Source organism: Pseudomonas sp. PB105 (assembly GCF_009764655.1).
GTDB lineage: Bacteria > Pseudomonadota > Gammaproteobacteria > Pseudomonadales > Pseudomonadaceae > Aquipseudomonas > Aquipseudomonas cyclaminis.
Genome location: NZ_RWIO01000092.1, coordinates 1 through 15,087, shown reverse-complemented (window position 1 = coordinate 15,087; position 15,087 = coordinate 1). Strand labels below are relative to the sequence as shown.

General features: G+C 60.0%; 11 protein-coding genes. 7 read left to right on the top strand and 4 right to left on the bottom strand.

Annotation, left to right across the window (positions count from 1 at the left end; translation table 11 throughout):
- Positions 1-22: 22 nt before the first annotated feature.
- On the bottom strand, positions 23-1,414 hold the full coding sequence (gene gabP, locus EJD88_RS21860) for a GABA permease (RefSeq protein WP_112193011.1): 1,392 nt from the start codon (positions 1,412-1,414) through the stop codon (positions 23-25).
- A 553-nt stretch (positions 1,415-1,967) separates the two neighbouring features.
- On the opposite strand from gabP, the gene EJD88_RS21855 reads away from it, so the two are divergent.
- The 5 genes from EJD88_RS21855 to EJD88_RS21835 all read left to right on the top strand — a co-directional run bounded on the left by EJD88_RS21855 (position 1,968) and on the right by EJD88_RS21835 (position 6,131).
- On the top strand, positions 1,968-2,741 hold the full coding sequence (locus EJD88_RS21855) for an ABC transporter ATP-binding protein (protein WP_065925764.1): 774 nt from the start codon (positions 1,968-1,970) through the stop codon (positions 2,739-2,741).
- Positions 2,742-2,754: 13 nt separating this feature from the next.
- Entirely contained in the window at positions 2,755-3,507 is a 753-nt protein-coding gene (locus EJD88_RS21850) for an ABC transporter substrate-binding protein (protein WP_158879021.1), read from the top strand.
- Between the two features lie 74 nt (positions 3,508-3,581).
- Positions 3,582-4,274, top strand: coding sequence for an ABC transporter permease (locus EJD88_RS21845; protein ID WP_099583881.1), 693 nt, complete (start codon positions 3,582-3,584; stop codon positions 4,272-4,274).
- Positions 4,274-4,963 (top strand): ABC transporter permease, encoded by a 690-nt coding sequence (locus tag EJD88_RS21840; protein WP_099583882.1) that lies wholly within the window; start codon positions 4,274-4,276, stop codon positions 4,961-4,963. The genes EJD88_RS21845 and EJD88_RS21840 overlap by 1 nt, the downstream gene beginning before the upstream one ends.
- The gene (locus EJD88_RS21835; protein ID WP_158879020.1) at positions 4,944-6,131 is read left to right on the top strand and encodes a methyltransferase; all 1,188 of its coding nucleotides are present in this window, start codon (positions 4,944-4,946) and stop codon (positions 6,129-6,131) included. The genes EJD88_RS21840 and EJD88_RS21835 overlap by 20 nt, the downstream gene beginning before the upstream one ends.
- Before the next feature lie 241 nt (positions 6,132-6,372).
- Here EJD88_RS21835 and bcsQ read toward each other — a convergent pair whose 3' ends face one another.
- Positions 6,373-7,332: a cellulose biosynthesis protein BcsQ gene (gene bcsQ / locus EJD88_RS21830; protein WP_158879019.1), complete on the bottom strand. Its 960-nt coding sequence runs from the start codon at positions 7,330-7,332 to the stop codon at positions 6,373-6,375.
- Positions 7,333-7,599: 267 nt separating this feature from the next.
- Here bcsQ and lapG point away from each other — a divergent pair, with 267 nt between their 5' ends.
- Both lapG and lapD read left to right on the top strand, forming a co-directional pair.
- Entirely contained in the window at positions 7,600-8,316 is a 717-nt protein-coding gene (gene lapG, locus EJD88_RS21825) for a cysteine protease LapG (protein WP_099583885.1), read from the top strand.
- A gap of 11 nt (positions 8,317-8,327) precedes the next feature.
- A complete protein-coding gene (lapD, locus tag EJD88_RS21820) occupies positions 8,328-10,274 on the top strand; it encodes a cyclic di-GMP receptor LapD (protein WP_112193008.1) in 1,947 nt (648 codons plus the stop codon).
- 52 nt (positions 10,275-10,326) lie between these two features.
- Here lapD and EJD88_RS21815 read toward each other — a convergent pair whose 3' ends face one another.
- Together EJD88_RS21815 and EJD88_RS21810 are read right to left on the bottom strand one after the other, a co-directional pair.
- A complete protein-coding gene (locus tag EJD88_RS21815; RefSeq protein ID WP_158879018.1) occupies positions 10,327-10,665 on the bottom strand; it encodes a tryptophan synthase subunit beta in 339 nt (112 codons plus the stop codon).
- A 124-nt stretch (positions 10,666-10,789) separates the two neighbouring features.
- Positions 10,790-15,087, bottom strand: a 4,298-nt coding sequence (locus EJD88_RS21810; RefSeq protein ID WP_158879017.1) for a type I secretion C-terminal target domain-containing protein, incomplete at its 5' end; no start/stop codon positions are given.

Sequence of the window (15,087 nt, the reverse complement as noted above, 5' to 3'; positions counted from 1 at the left end):
CCACATTTTTTACCGCATTTCGTCAGTTAAGCACCGCAGCGCCGGCTCTCTGCGCCTTGCGACGGCTCGCCACAACCAACCCCGCGACCACGACCAGCAAGCTCAAAACCCCCGTCGCGATAATCTCGACCCGGTGCGCTTCCTGGAACAGCATGATGGTCAGCGTACCCACGATAAACACCATCACCGCATAGGTCAGGCCAGGGAACAGCCACATCTTGAAGACGATTTTCTCGCCCGCCGCCGTACGCTTCTGACGCATGCGCAGTTGCGACACCGCGATCACCAGGTACACCAGCAATGCGATGGCGCCGGAGCTGGCCAGCAGGAATTCGAACACCGCCGCCGGCGCCACATAGTTGGCAAACACCGCCAGGAACGCAGCACCGGTGGACAGCAACACCGCCCAGTAAGGCGTGCCGCTCTTGTTGGTGCGCTTGGCCACGGCCGGTGCATCACCGCGACGGCCCAAGGAGAACAGCATGCGCGAAGCGGTGTACAGCGCCGAGTTCAGGCAGCTGGTCACGGCAACCAATACCACCAGGTCGACGATCAGCTTGGCATTCGGAATACCCATGCGTTCCAGCACAGTCTGGTAGGAACCTACCGCCGCCAGGGTCGGATCGTTCCACGGCACCAGGGACACGACGATGAAGATCGACAACAGGTAGAACAAGCCAATCCGCCAGATCACCGAATTGGTGGCCTTGGTGATTTGCTGCCCTGGGTTCTTCGATTCGGCCGCTGCAATGGTGACGATCTCGGTGCCCATGAACGAGAACATGGTGGTCAGGATCGCAGCCAATACGGCGCCCATGCCGTTCGGCATAAAGCCTTGGGTGTCGAACAGGTGTGAAACGCCACTGACCTGGCTGGTCGGCAGGAAGCCGAAAATCGCGGCCAGGCCGAGGATCACAAAGCCCACAATCGCCACGACCTTGATCAGCGCAAACCAGAACTCGAACTCGCCGTAGTTCTTCACGCTGAAGAGGTTGGTCGCCGTGAGCAACAAAGTGATGATCAGGGTAAAGGCCCAGATGGCCACATCCGGGAACCAAGCGTGGAGGATGGTCGCAGCGGCGTTGGCTTCCAACGGAATCACCAGCACCCAGAACCACCAATACAGCCAGCCAATGGTGAAACCGGCCCAGTGACCGATCGCACGGTCGGCGTAGGTGGAAAACGAACCGGTATCCGGCGACGCCACGGCCATCTCGGCCAACATACGCATCACCAATACCACCAGCGTACCCGCAGCGGCATACGCCAACAGGACAGCGGGGCCGGCGGCAGCAATCGCGTGACCGGAGCCAACAAACAGACCGGCACCAATAACGCCGGCAATCGACAGCATGGTGACGTGACGCGGTTTGAGCCCCTGTTCGAGGTCATTGGAGCTTTGCGTACTACTCATTGACACACCTTTGCGAGGAATTGCGAAAACGGTTCGCCCGGCCTGGGATCTTCCTCGTGAAAAGAAACCAACAGGGCGTTCTTTATTTTTTACGCAAGATCTGCGCCAAAATGTTACGAAGTCGCGATTGACGCGGGCTGTAGGACGATTCGTCAGCCATTGCAACTCATTGATAATAATGGCATTCCGCTATAGCGTTACCGCGCGACTCACATTCAAGACGAACCAGCGCACCAAAAACACACACAAAAAGTACGTGGCGCGCCATAAAGGGGCTGATAGCTACCGTTTGCCCGTTTAACCCTTCCAACACCCGGCCAAAGCTGGCACCATCGCGCCCTTTTTTACGCGAAGCCTGCGGTTTACCGGGATCAAACGGTTGTTCGGTTGTTGATGGCGCGACACGCTGCTGTGCCGATGCGACACCCTGCCGCACACCGTCTGTTTACCCTCCGCGGGGCTGTTGGTGTCGTCCGGGCGCTATGCTAGCTTGGCGCCTCGCCAGGAAGGCGTCCCAACAGCAGGATCGCAACGAACACAATGAGGACCGCACATGGCCGAGGCCACGCCCGCGCTTGAAATCCGCAACTTGCATAAACGCTATGGTGAGCTGGAGGTACTCAAAGGTATCTCGCTGACCGCTCGCGACGGCGATGTGATCTCGATCCTGGGTTCCTCCGGTTCCGGCAAGTCCACGTTCCTGCGTTGCATCAACCTGCTGGAAAACCCACATCAGGGCCAGATCCTGGTGGCCGGCGAAGAACTCAAGCTAAAGGCCGCGAAAAACGGTGAGTTGATGGCCGCCGACGGCAAGCAGATCAACCGCCTGCGCAGCGAAATCGGTTTTGTGTTTCAAAACTTTAACCTGTGGCCGCACATGAGCATCCTCGACAACATCATCGAGGCGCCCCGCCGTGTGCTCGGCCAGAGCAAGGCCGAAGCCATAGAAGTGGCCGAAGCCCTGCTGGACAAGGTCGGCATCGCCGACAAGCGCCACGCCTACCCCGCGCAATTGTCCGGCGGCCAGCAACAACGGGCCGCCATCGCGCGCACCCTGGCGATGCAGCCTAAAGTCATCCTGTTTGACGAGCCCACTTCTGCCCTTGACCCGGAAATGGTCCAGGAAGTACTTAATGTGATCCGCGCGCTGGCCGAGGAAGGTCGCACCATGCTGCTGGTCACCCATGAAATGGGCTTCGCCCGTCAGGTATCCAGTGAAGTGGTGTTTCTGCACCAAGGCCTGATCGAAGAGCAAGGATCGCCACAGCAGGTGTTTGAAAACCCGCTTTCGGCGCGCTGCAAACAATTCATGTCCAGCAACCGCTAACGGAGCAACATGCATGCAGAACTATAAAAAATTCCTTCTGGCCGCGGCCGTCTCGATGGCGTTCAGCGCCACGGCCATGGCAGAAACCTTGAAAATGGGGATCGAAGCGGCCTACCCGCCCTTCAACAATAAAGACGCCAGCGGCAACGTCGTCGGCTTCGACAAGGACATCGGCGACGCCCTGTGCGCCAAGATGAAAGTCGAAAAGTGCGAAGTGTACGTGTCCGACTGGGACGGCATCATCCCGGCCCTGAATGCCAAGAAGTTCGACTTCCTGGTGTCCTCGCTGTCCATCACCGATGAACGCAAGCAAGCCGTCGACTTCACCGACCCGTACTACTCCAACAAACTGCAGTTCATCGCCCCTAAAGCCACTGCAGACTTCAAGACCGACGCCGCTTACCTGAAGGGCAAGGTCATCGGCGCCCAGCGCGCAACGCTGGCCGGTACCTACCTGGAAGACAAGCTGCCGGATACCGAAGCCAAGCTCTACGACACCCAGGAAAACGCCTACCTCGACCTGACTTCTGGTCGCCTGGACGGGATTCTCGCCGACAAGTACGTGCAGTACGAATGGCTCAAGAGCAAAGACGGTTCGGCCTACGAGTTCAAGGGTGACCCAGTTGTAGAAAGCGACAAGATCGGTATCGCCGTACGCAAGGGCGACCCACTGCGCGATCGCCTGAACAAAGCCCTGGCAGAGATCAAGGCAGACGGCACCTACAAGAAGATCAACGACAAGTACTTCCCGTTCAGCATCGAATGACCTGAACGGCCTGACCGGCGCGCTCACCTGAGCGCGTCGGCTTCCAGCAATGCCTGCCGCGATATGAAAACACCATGAATTTCGATCTCTACGGATTCGGCCCCGCGCTCGCTGCCGGCGCGCTGATGACCGTCAAACTGGCGCTCACGGCCTTATGCCTGGGGCTGGTCCTCGGCCTGGCCGGGGCCTTGGCCAAGACTTCTGCGTACAAGCCTCTGCAATGGCTGGGCGGGACTTACTCGACCATCGTTCGCGGCGTGCCGGAACTGTTGTGGGTGTTGCTGATTTACTTCGGCACCATCAACGCCATGCGCGAACTGGGTGAGCTGTTCAACATCCCCGACCTGTCCCTGAGCGCCTTCGCCGCCGGCGTCATTGCGCTGGGGCTGTGTTTCGGCGCCTACGCCACCGAAGTGCTGCGCGGCGCAATTATCTCCATTCCCAAGGGCCACCGCGAAGCCGGTGTGGCGCTGGGCCTGTCGAAGTTCCGCATCTTTACCCGCTTGATCATGCCGCAGATGTGGCGCATCGCCCTGCCGGGGCTGGGTAACCTGTTCCTGATCCTGATGAAAGACACCGCGCTGGTCACGGTCATCGGCCTCGAAGAAATCATGCGCCACGCGCAGATCGCCGTCACCGTCACCAAACAGCCGTTCACTTTCTACATGGTCGCCGCGCTCATCTACCTGGGCCTGACCTCACTGTCGATGGTGGCCATGCACTACCTGGAAAAACGCGCCGCCCGCGGCTTCGTGAGGACGACGTAATGGAATGGGAAGTCATCATCAAGTGGCTGCCGAAGTTTATCCAGGGCGCCATCCTGACCCTGGAACTCGTCAGCATCGCCGTGATCCTGGGTTTGATCCTCGCCATCCCGCTGGGTATCGCACGTTCTTCCAAGCGCTGGTATGTGCGCTCGCTGCCCTACGCCTACATTTTCTTCTTCCGGGGCACGCCGCTGCTGGTGCAGTTGTTCCTGGTCTATTACGGCCTGGCTCAATTCGACAGCATCCGCTCAAGCTTCATGTGGAAATACCTGCGCGACCCGTTCTGGTGTGCCACCGCCACCATGACGCTGCACACCGCGGCCTATATCGCCGAGATCCTGCGTGGCGCCATCCAGGCCATTCCGCCTGGAGAAATTGAAGCAGCCCGTGCGCTGGGCATGTCCAGGCCCAAAACGCTGTTCTACATCATCTTGCCGCGTGCGGCGCGCATCGGCTTGCCGGCCTATAGCAACGAAGTGATCCTGATGCTCAAGGCCAGTTCACTGGCGAGCACCGTGACCCTGCTGGAACTGACCGGTATGGCCCGCACGATCATTGCGCGCAACTACCTGACGGTGGAAATGTTCTTCACCGCCGGCGTGTTCTACCTGTTGATCTCGTTCCTGCTGGTACGCGGCTTCAAACTGCTGGAACGCTGGCTGCGCGTCGATGCCTGCCAGGGACGTTGAAGCGCGCTTCCGGGCGCTGGATGCGTTTCTGATCGAGCATCAAGGGCTGTGGCGACCACGGCCCTTTACGCATCGCCAACTGCCCTGGGAACGCGAACACCCCGAGCTGGCCCAGTGGCTGCGCCAACGCTCGTTGGCCGAGGCTGAAGCCAGCCACAACCAGCCCCATGAGCTGCCCGCTCCCGCGCCGTTTCCACAGATTGCCTTGCAAGCGCTGCAACTCGGCACTGTGGATAAGTTACCGACGCAGCCCCTGCATCCCGCCGCGCATCGCCTGAATGTCGATGTCCCCGGCCGCAAATGGCAACAGATCGAAGCCTTCGGCGCGGCGCTGCACTTTGCGCAAACACCCCAGCATTGGCTGGACTGGTGCGCCGGCAAAGGCCACCTTGGTCGCCGCCTGCTGCACACAGACCAACAGCTGACCTGCCTGGAATACGACCCGGCCCTGGTCGCGTCCGGCCAAGCCTTGAGCGAGCACCACGGCCTGCCCGTCACCCATCGTTTGCAAGACGTGATGGCCGATGTCGCCATCAGCGCCGAACATACCCCCGTCGCCCTGCATGCCTGCGGCGATTTGCACGTACGCCTGCTGCAAGTGGCCAGCGCCGCCGGCTGCAAGCAACTGGCATTGGCGCCGTGCTGCTATAACCGAACCCATGCACACACTTACCAGCCACTGTCCGTAGCCGCCCGCGCTTCCACCTTGCAGTTGTCGGTCGACGACCTCGGCCTGCCCCTCAGCGAAACCGTCACCGCCGGCAAACGCGTGCGCCTGCAACGGGACACGTCCATGGCCCGGCGCCTCGGTTTCGATCAGTTGCAACGCCAGTTACGCGGCTGCGACGACTACCTGCCCACGCCGTCCCTGCCCGCCCACTGGCTGGACAAACCCTTCGCCGACTACTGCCACGAGCTGGCCCGCCTCAAAGGGTTATCCACAGGCAAACAGGATTGGGCGGCACTGGAGACGCACGGTTGGCAGCGTTTGGCTGAGGTCAGGAATCTGGAATTGGTGCGCGGTCTGTTTCGGCGCCCGCTGGAAGTGTGGCTGGTGCTGGATCGGGCACTGTTTCTCAGCGAGCGTGGCTACAGGGTTGAAGTAGGCAGCTTCTGCGACGCGGCGTTGACACCGCGCAACTTGTTGGTGCTTGCCGAGCGCGATTAAAGGGCGAAATTGTCGCACCCCAGCCTGTGGATAACTCTGTTGATGAATTCTTTACAGAGCCTGTAGCCGTCTACGCTACAGGCCAAAAGCCACGATGTTCATTTTTTACTCACACCATAAAACGCACGTAAAACAGGCAGTTGCAGTGTGTTGAGAACCGCTCCACAAAACGGCTATTTCATGACAACTGCATCCGACCGATTGTGCATAAGCATCTGGCGTCAAGCGTAAAACCCGTGCTTTACAGGCGTTTTTTGCGAGCGATCAGTAACCGGCAAAGGTCGTTGATGTCATCACCCGCCAGGCTTGTAACCGCGTTGTCCAGAGGGTCGGTAGAAAAGGCCAGGCCTTCGCTGATCGCCGGATCGCGGTGTATGACTTCCAAAGGGTAATCACTGCGACGCAGCTTGAACGCATCAAGCATGTCCAGGTTGAACGCCGAGTTTTCATCCAGTTGGTTGATCACCAAGTGGCAACGCGGTGGACGTGCACGCTCAAGGTGGGGTGCCAGCAGCGCATCCAGTTGATCCAGCGTGCCGAGACAGGCGGCGTTCGGTTGGGCGACGACCAGCACGATATCGGCCACGCTCAACGCTTGATGGAGGTAGACGTTGTTGCCGGCGGGAGTATCGACGATCACGGTGTGCCGTTCGCTCAGGTCCAATGCCGCCAGGCGCTGGGCCAGCCACTTCGGCTCCCGCGTCAACCAGCGTTGCAGGTTTTCCTGCTGCTGGGTGTCCGCGTCGCCGAAGGGAATCACCTGGCAACCGGCAAAACCCGATTGCAGGATGGTGTTCCATGGTGTGTTGAGCAGGCTGCTGCGGGCCAGGCCGGGAAGCTCATGGTCCACACCGAAGTGCTGGCGCAAAGCGTTCTGAGGATCCAGGTCCAGCGCCACGACCGACTCACCCAGACGCTGCAGACCGCTGCTCAGCGCCGTGGCCAGCGTACTGCGGCCAACGCCGCCATTGACGGACACCAGCGCGACTACCGTCGGGCGCAGCGCGGTCAATGACTCATGGTGGTGATGTTCATTGGCGTGGGAGGCATGGGCCCCAAAGCGCGAACCCTCTTTCTGATTCACCCGTGTGCCATCGTCGAAAGGAATGCTGCCAAAAAAATGCAGGCGGGCGTTTTTTCCCGTGGGGTCGCGGGAAACGCTCTTGCCGAACAGGGCAAATAGATCATCAGTGCGGCTCATGGCCGGAGCTCCTTCACGGCGCCATATAAAGACGTGGAAAGATCAGCAAGGTACGGCTTCACCGCAGGTCTTTTTGTAGGCGTTTTCATTGCTTCATTCTGTGACAGCGCTAGGGAAGTGTCATTATTTTGATGAAAGTCGAGCCAGCCTTTCAGACGAGCGGAAATTAGCCAATTTACTGACGGACTATTACTACAATTCAATGGCGGTGATTTCATCGTGCCATTGTTTTTTACCCTATATCACCGCACCATTGCCGCACCTTCAATGCTGCAAGCTTGGGTAATCGCAGTGGCGATACGCTTTAAACTCCCTCGGATTCTGTACGGCCTCGCCATCACGCTGTTGCTGGGTGGCGGCCTGCTGGGCGATTTGCTCGCCGATTGGGATTTCAGCCAGATCAGCCGCCGCGCCGAGTCGCTTTATGGGCCGCTGGGGCCGGGGCGCCAGCGCATTGATGCCTGGCAACAATTGCTGGCGACGCAGAAGCAGGTGAGTGAGGCAGAGCAGCTCAACGTGGTGAATCTGTTCTTCAACCGCCAGTTGCGCTACGAAGAAGACATCGACCTGTGGCACGAAATTGATTATTGGGCGACCCCAATTCAATCCCTGTGGAAAGGCGCTGGCGATTGCGAAGACTACGCCATCGCCAAGTACTTCAGCCTGCGTCACTTGGGGGTGCCCGCCGAAAAACTGCGGATTACCTACGTTAAAGCCTTACGCCAGAATCGCGCGCACATGGTGCTGACGTACTATGCCAGCCCCGAAGCCATGCCCCTGGTGCTGGACAGCCTGATGGACGCCATTTTGCCCGCCAGCCAGCGCGCAGACCTGCTGCCGGTCTACGCGTTCAACGGTGAAGGGCTGTGGCTGACCGGCGCAGGCGGGAACAAAAAAGTCGGTGACACCAAGCGTCTCTCACGCTGGTTGGACGTCTTGAAAAAAATGACCGCTGAAGGGTTTCCGGCCAGTTCGGATAATTAACAGGAGCTACGATGTCACTGTTCAAACAATTGCTGATCGCTATCTGCGTGTTCCTGGTGGTCGCGTTCAGCGGTAGCTTCTTCGTCAGCCTGGAAAGTTCGCGTACCCAGTACGTCAACCAGTTGCGCTCCCACGCGCAGGACGCGGCCACAGCGCTGGCCCTGTCGTTGACGCCGAACATCGATGACCCGGCAATGACCGAACTGATGGTCAGTTCGATCTTCGACAGCGGCTACTACGCGAGCATTCGCGTGGTGGACCTGAGCAATGACCAGGTGCTGGTGGAGCGTGCCGCCGAGCCGGATGCCAGCAGCGTGCCGGCCTGGTTCGTCAAGATGATCGGCCTCGCGCCGGCCGGCGGCGATGCCATCGTCAGCCGTGGCTGGCAGCAGGCAGCGCGGGTCGAAGTGGTCAGTCACCCGATGTTTGCCCTGGCCAAACTCTGGCAAAGCGCGCTGGGCAGTCTGGTTTGGCTGCTGGTCTGTGGCGCGGTGAGTGCGGTACTGGGCGCGCTGTTGCTGCGTCGTCAGCTCAGGCCTTTGGACTATATGGTGGAGCAGTCCCACGCTATCGCGCGTCGAGAGTTCCTCAGCTTGCCCGACCTGCCCCGCACCCCGGAACTGCGCCGCGTGGTGCAGGCCATGAACCAGATGGTGGAGAAGCTCAAGGCGCTATTCCACGAGCAGACCGAGCGCAGCGAGAAGCTACGGGTGGAGTCCTACCAGGACAGCCTGACCGGGCTGGCCAACCGTCGCTATTTCGAGATGCAGCTGCAATCGCGGGTCAGCAACCTGGAAGAGTCCAGCTCAGGCTACCTGCTGATGCTGCGGGTCAACGACCTGGGTGGCCTCAATCAGCGTCTGGGCGGGCAGCGCACCGACCAGTTGCTGCAAGCCGTCAGCCAGCAACTGGTGCGCACCTGCGCCAAATACCCGGAAACCCACAACCTGATCACGCGCAGCCGAGGTGGCGAGTTTGCCGTGCTCGCGCCGGGCCTGGTGCGTGACGAGGCCGTGCAGTTGGCCCAGGAACTGGAAGCCACCTTGCAGAGCCTGCATGAAACCGGCGCCACCGACATGCCCACCGTGGCCTACATCGGCCTGGCCCCTTACAACCCCGGCGACGCCTCGGCAGACCTGCTGATGCTGGCTGACCAGGCGCTCACGCAGGCCGAAGCCAACAGCCTGCAAAGCTGGGTGTGCCTGACCCATCAAACCCTCGACACCGTCAGTGACGACCCGCACAGCTGGCACACCCTGCTCGACACCGCCCTGAGCCAGGGTCGCTTCCGCCTGTTCTTCCAGCCGGTGGTGAGCAGCAACGATATCCGCCAGGTCCTGCATTACAAAGTGCTGTCGCGCCTGCTCGACAGCCAGGACCAGACCATTGCCGCCGGGCATTTCCTGCCATGGCTGGAGCGCTTCGGCTGGACCGCGCGCCTCGACCAGGTAATGCTCGATCTGGTGATCGCCCACTTGGGCCAGCACAACCAATCGGTCGCGCTGAACCTGTCGGCAGCCACCCTGAACGACCCGCAAGCCCTGGAGCACATGTTCGAACGCCTGGCCCAACACCCGCTGTTGGGCGAACGCCTGACCCTGGAAATCGGTGAAGAACAAGTGCCCGAACAGACGCAGCTGGAGCGTTTGATCCGGCGCATGCGCGGCCTCGGCTACAGCCTTGGCCTGCAACGCTTCGGCGGGCGCTTCAGCATGATCGGCAACCTCGCGCACCTGGGCCTGGCCTACCTCAAGATCGACGGCAGTTACATCCGCGATATTGATCAGGAAAGCCACAAACGCTTCTTTATCGAAGCCATCCAGCGTGCAGCCCACAGCATTGACCTGCCGTTGATTGCCGAGCGCGTGGAAACCGAGGGAGAGTTGCGGGTGATCCGCGAGATGGGGATTGAAGGGGTGCAAGGCCAATTGGTCGGTGAACCGGCGCCCTGGAAGTGAAGCTCAGAATAATCACGCCTCCTTGACGCTCACGCCGTGAAGGAGGTGCGCGTCAGATCAGGCCGGTTTCTTCGTCATTGATCAGCTCGCTCAAGCCACCCAGCGCCGCCCGGGCATGGGTACGCTCCAGGAACTTGGTCTGCGCCGCCGGGGGCAAGTCGGTGATGCTCATCACGTTCTTGGTGATCAGCACCTGGATCAAGTCGTCCAGTACGCGGATCATCTCAAGGTCACTGCTCTTGAGCTGCTTTAGGCTGTTCTCAATCTCATCGTCGGCAAACCACGCCTGGATCTCATGATGGTCAGCCGGTAGCGTCTCAGTGGCTTCTGCGAAGGCCTGCGCCTCGACACGCACCAAAGCGTTGTATTGATCGCGTTGCACGTAGAACATCAGCCCTCTCCCAATAAAAAATCCCTGCAGGCGCCGCACACGGCTCCCACAGAGATTACACACATTTCCCCAAAGCGCATGCCAAAGGGGCGCCAATCCCGAAAGATTGACGCCCCGCTGGTGATCAGTCGTGGTGCTTGACGGTCAAGTCGCCACCGGCGATCAGGCTATTGATCGCAGCGGCGCCACTGCCCCAGCTCGCGCCGTCCACCTTGATCGTCACATCTGCCGTGCCGCCGTTGGTGCCGGTGAACGACCCGGTGCTGCTCACGCTCAGCGTCGAGTTGCCCGCCGAGTCGGTGGTCAACCTCAGGTAGCTCGACAGGTTGGTGTCGTTATTGCCTTGCAGCAAGTCGGACAGGTCCAGCTTGTCGCCTTCGCCGTGCTTGAAGTCAGTGATGCGATCAAAGCCACCGCTGGTGTTGGTGTCGCCTTTGAGCCACACAAAGGTATCGGCACCCGCGCCGCCGGTGAGGATGTCGTTACCCTTGCCACCCACCAGGATGTCATTGCCTGCACCGCCGGAGAGCGTGTCGTTACCGCCCTGGCCGAACAGGATGTCATCGCCGGCGTTGCCGATCAGGTTGTCGCCACCATCGCTGGTGCCGTAGATGTTCGACGCGTTGGCCAGGGCACCGACGTCCTGCACATGCTCAGTGATGTACTGATGCAAGGTGCGGTCGTCGATCTGATCGACGGTGGTCGCCAGCTTCTCGGCAGCGAATGCCTTGAGCGCCGCGCTGCCTTCCTGGCCTTTGTAGCTGATCAGGTCGCCGAAGATGATGTCGTTGCCCGAACCGCCGGAAACGTTGTCGGCACCGGTATCGGCAGTGTGGCCGGTGATGGTATCCGCCAGCTTCGCGGTGTCGATGGTGGAGACCGTCTTGTCGGTATCAAACTGTTTGAGCACGGTGCTATCAATGTCGCTGCCCAGACCGATGGCCTCGACGACAACCTTGCCTGGAACCGCGTTGACCAGATCGTTGTAGGCCGTTTTGCCGTTTGCCAATGCGGTGTTGGAGTTGTTGTAGACCGACGCAACGTCAAAGCCGCCGCTGCTGTTGGCCACCACGTTGCCTTCGTACATCCGGTTCCCGTAGCCATCGTAGGAATAGACTTTGCCATCGCCATCGACAATGAGTTGCGTCGAGCCATTGACCCTCGTATAGAGCGGGTTGCTCTGACCCAAGACGTAGGTAGCGTTGGTGACGACACTGTCAAAGTTAACGTTCGCCCCCCATCCGTAATAGTCTTTCGTCCCCAGGGTAGGGTTGCCCCGCACATCGGTGTACACGTTTGGCGCGCCGTCAGTAATGAAGTACGTCAGGTTGGTTGCGCCCTTGTTGCTCGTGGCTTCGCTGCTCTTGAACCAGTCAGTCGCCGCTTTGAACCCATCCTGATAGTTGGTCATGTCGCTGGAGTTGGACGTCATCTGGGTCAATACCGCCTGCAAGGCTGCTTTGGCGGCAGTTTTGTCAGCCAGGTTGACCGAGACCTGCGCCTCGACCCGAGTGTCGAAATCGACCAGCAACACTTTCACTACGCCCGCATCTTTACTGCCAGCATTGGCGATCAACGTATCGAACACGCTTGCCAGTTGAGCCTTGATCGACTTCATGGCGGTACTACCGATACTGCCCGAGGTGTCGACGAGGAACGCGATGTTGTAGTTGGTGCCCGGCGTGGTGATCCCCCCTTTGTCACCCACCACGACGTTGTTCGCCGAGGTGTTACCCAGGTCGATGGTGTCCACCGCAGCGCCGCCTTCCGTGACGGGGTTGTAGACCTGAGGCTTGACCGTGATGGTGGTCGTTGCCGCCAACGAACTCAGGCTGTTGCCACCCTCATTGTCAGTCACCGAGACATCAATGGTGCGATCGCCCAGCGTCGGGTACTTGCTGGTGCTGGAGTACTGGAACGACTCAAGCAGCGTCTTGTAAGTCGCCGCGTCCGCCGTGCCCGACAGGGTCAGCACGATCTTGCCGCTGACGTCAGTCCCGACGCTGGTCACGGTGATGCCTTTGTACGTACCCCCGACGGCTACCAGGTTGGAGCTCAGTACATCGCCCGAACTGGCGTTTTTCAGGGTGATGGTGGCGCTTTGCATCTGGGTGCTGTCGACATCAGCGATGGCCACGCTGCCGGTAATCGCAACACCGCTGGTGCTACGTTCGGTGTACGAGGTGCTGAAGCCAGTAGCGACCGAACCGTCGGCAGTGCTCAGGTCCAGGGTTGGGGCGTCGTTGACCGCCGTGATCACGATGCTCACTTTGCCGGTCGTCACCGCCGAAGCGCCGGTGCTCAACTCGGTGGCCGTGGCTTTCACGATGATGTCGAAGCTGGCGGTCGAATCCTTGGCCGGCGTAACCGTCAGGGTCTTCAGGTTCCAGGTGCTGACATCGTAGAGCGTGCCGCTGCCATTGGAAGTGATGCTCGTGGTGCCATCGGTGATCACGGTACCGGCTGGCAAGCCGCTGATTTGCACCTTGTGCGACTCCGAGCCATCGTTGTCGACAAACGTGGTGGTAATCGGGCTGACCTTGATCGCGGTGTCTTCCAGGCCACGGTTGTAGACGTAGCCGGTGTAATAGCCTTCGCCATTGACCACGTGGCTATCGCCGAGCACTGCACCTGCGGCTTTCAACGCTTCCACGCTGGTGTAGGTCTGCAGGCCGCTGTTGCCCAGGGACATCGACACGCCGTTGTTGATCGACACATTGACGTCGTAGTTGCCCGCGCCGGCCTGGTTGTAGTGGTAGATGTCGAGGGTGTAGTAACCCGACTCGGTCGGCGTGTAGCTCGACCCGCTAATCGCGCTGCCCTTGCTCCAGGTCTCAGTGGCAACCAACTTGCCGCCCACGGTAATGGCCAGGCTGTCGTCGGCCGTACCGGTGAAGGTGTAGCTCTTGCCGGCTTCCAGGTAGATCAGGCCGGAGACCTTGGTCGCGGTGCCATCGACCACATTGCTGTTGCTGACGTTGTTGGTCACACCGGTGGAAGCCGCACTGGCGGCTGTCTTGGCGTCGATCACACGGATCAGATCGCTGGAATTGGCCACACCGTTACCGTTGGTCCCCAAATCATTGCGCAGGGTGCCGCCGGTCCAGGTCTGGATCACCAGGCCTGTCGGCACAGCGCCGAACGCGCCAACCGCCACGACAGGCACGTCCGCCACCGGGTGGATATCCACGGTGATGATCTTGGTGTCGCTGTAGGAATTACCGTCGGTAGCCTGGAATTTCAGCTGGGTGTAATCGCTCTGCTTGTTGCCCACGCCTGTGCCGCTGAAGCTGTTATCGCCCGACTCGTTGGCCGCCGGGGTGTAACGCACGTTGTGACTGTCGAAATCAGCCTGGCTGAACGACTTGCCGGCCGAGGTGGCGGTTTTCAGGTCAGACGCGGTCAGCGCAACCCACACGCCGTTGACGTTGTACTCGATCGAACCGGCCGGCAGGTTGGTGAACACCACTTTAGGGTTTGCGGAGTCTTCATCGCTGACGCCGAAGTTCGCCCAGATCAATTCGATCGAAGTGTCTTCGTTGCCTTGGATGTAGCCATTGTTGGCGATAGGGGTGTCGTCGACCAACGTCACGGTCGGCTGGCCAATGCTGTGTGAGTAGGCGCCGTCAGCGTCGGTGACGGTCAGGTCAATCTTCGGCAATTGATGACCGGAGTTGACGTAGTCCGCGCCCTTCTGCGTCAGCACAACGCTATTGCCGGACAAGCTGTAGTAGCCATCCGCATTGGTGCCGGTGGTGAAGGTGATCTTCAGTTGGGCGGCCGGGGTTTCTTCGTCGCTTGCCGTGAAGGTACCGGCCACGGTGCCGACTTTGGCGGTGTCCTCAACAATTGTGGCAGGCGTGATTGCAATCACTGGCACGTCGTTATGCAAGTTGACGGTCGGTTGGCCACTGTTGTTGGAGTGCGCGCCATCAGGATCGGTGACGGTCAGGTCGATCTTCGGCAGTTGATTGCCCGCGTTAACGAAATCAGCACCTTTCTGGGTCAGCACAACGTTGTTGCCGGAGATGCTGTAGTAGCCATCCGCGTTGCTGGTGCCGGTGAAGGTGACCGTCAGGCCCGAACGTGGGGTTTCTTCGTCTTTAGCAACGAAGGTACCGGCGACGGTGCCCGCAGTCGCAGAGTTCTCTTCCAGGGTGTTAGCAGCAACCGTGATGACCGGCACGTCGTTATGTAGATTGACGGTCGGTTGGCCGCTGTTGCTGGAGTTCGCGCCTGATGGATCGGTAACGGTCAGATCGATCTTCGGCAACTGGTTGCCGGCGTTAACGAAGTCAGCGCCCTTTTGGGTCAGCACAACGTTGTTGCCGGAGATGCTGTAGTAGCCATCCGCGTTGCTGGTGCCGGTGAAGGTGATCGTCAGGCCCGAACGTGGGGTTTCTTCGTCGGTCGCGGTGAAGG

Coding starts and splice junctions, on each gene's coding strand:
- gabP (WP_112193011.1), bottom strand. CDS start 1,414: ATGAGTAGTACGCAAAGCTCCAATGACCTCGAACAGGGGCTCAAACCG.
- EJD88_RS21855 (WP_065925764.1), top strand. CDS start 1,968: ATGGCCGAGGCCACGCCCGCGCTTGAAATCCGCAACTTGCATAAACGC.
- EJD88_RS21850 (WP_158879021.1), top strand. CDS start 2,755: ATGCAGAACTATAAAAAATTCCTTCTGGCCGCGGCCGTCTCGATGGCG.
- EJD88_RS21845 (WP_099583881.1), top strand. CDS start 3,582: ATGAATTTCGATCTCTACGGATTCGGCCCCGCGCTCGCTGCCGGCGCG.
- EJD88_RS21840 (WP_099583882.1), top strand. CDS start 4,274: ATGGAATGGGAAGTCATCATCAAGTGGCTGCCGAAGTTTATCCAGGGC.
- EJD88_RS21835 (WP_158879020.1), top strand. CDS start 4,944: ATGCCTGCCAGGGACGTTGAAGCGCGCTTCCGGGCGCTGGATGCGTTT.
- bcsQ (WP_158879019.1), bottom strand. CDS start 7,332: ATGAGCCGCACTGATGATCTATTTGCCCTGTTCGGCAAGAGCGTTTCC.
- lapG (WP_099583885.1), top strand. CDS start 7,600: ATGCTGCAAGCTTGGGTAATCGCAGTGGCGATACGCTTTAAACTCCCT.
- lapD (WP_112193008.1), top strand. CDS start 8,328: ATGTCACTGTTCAAACAATTGCTGATCGCTATCTGCGTGTTCCTGGTG.
- EJD88_RS21815 (WP_158879018.1), bottom strand. CDS start 10,665: ATGTTCTACGTGCAACGCGATCAATACAACGCTTTGGTGCGTGTCGAG.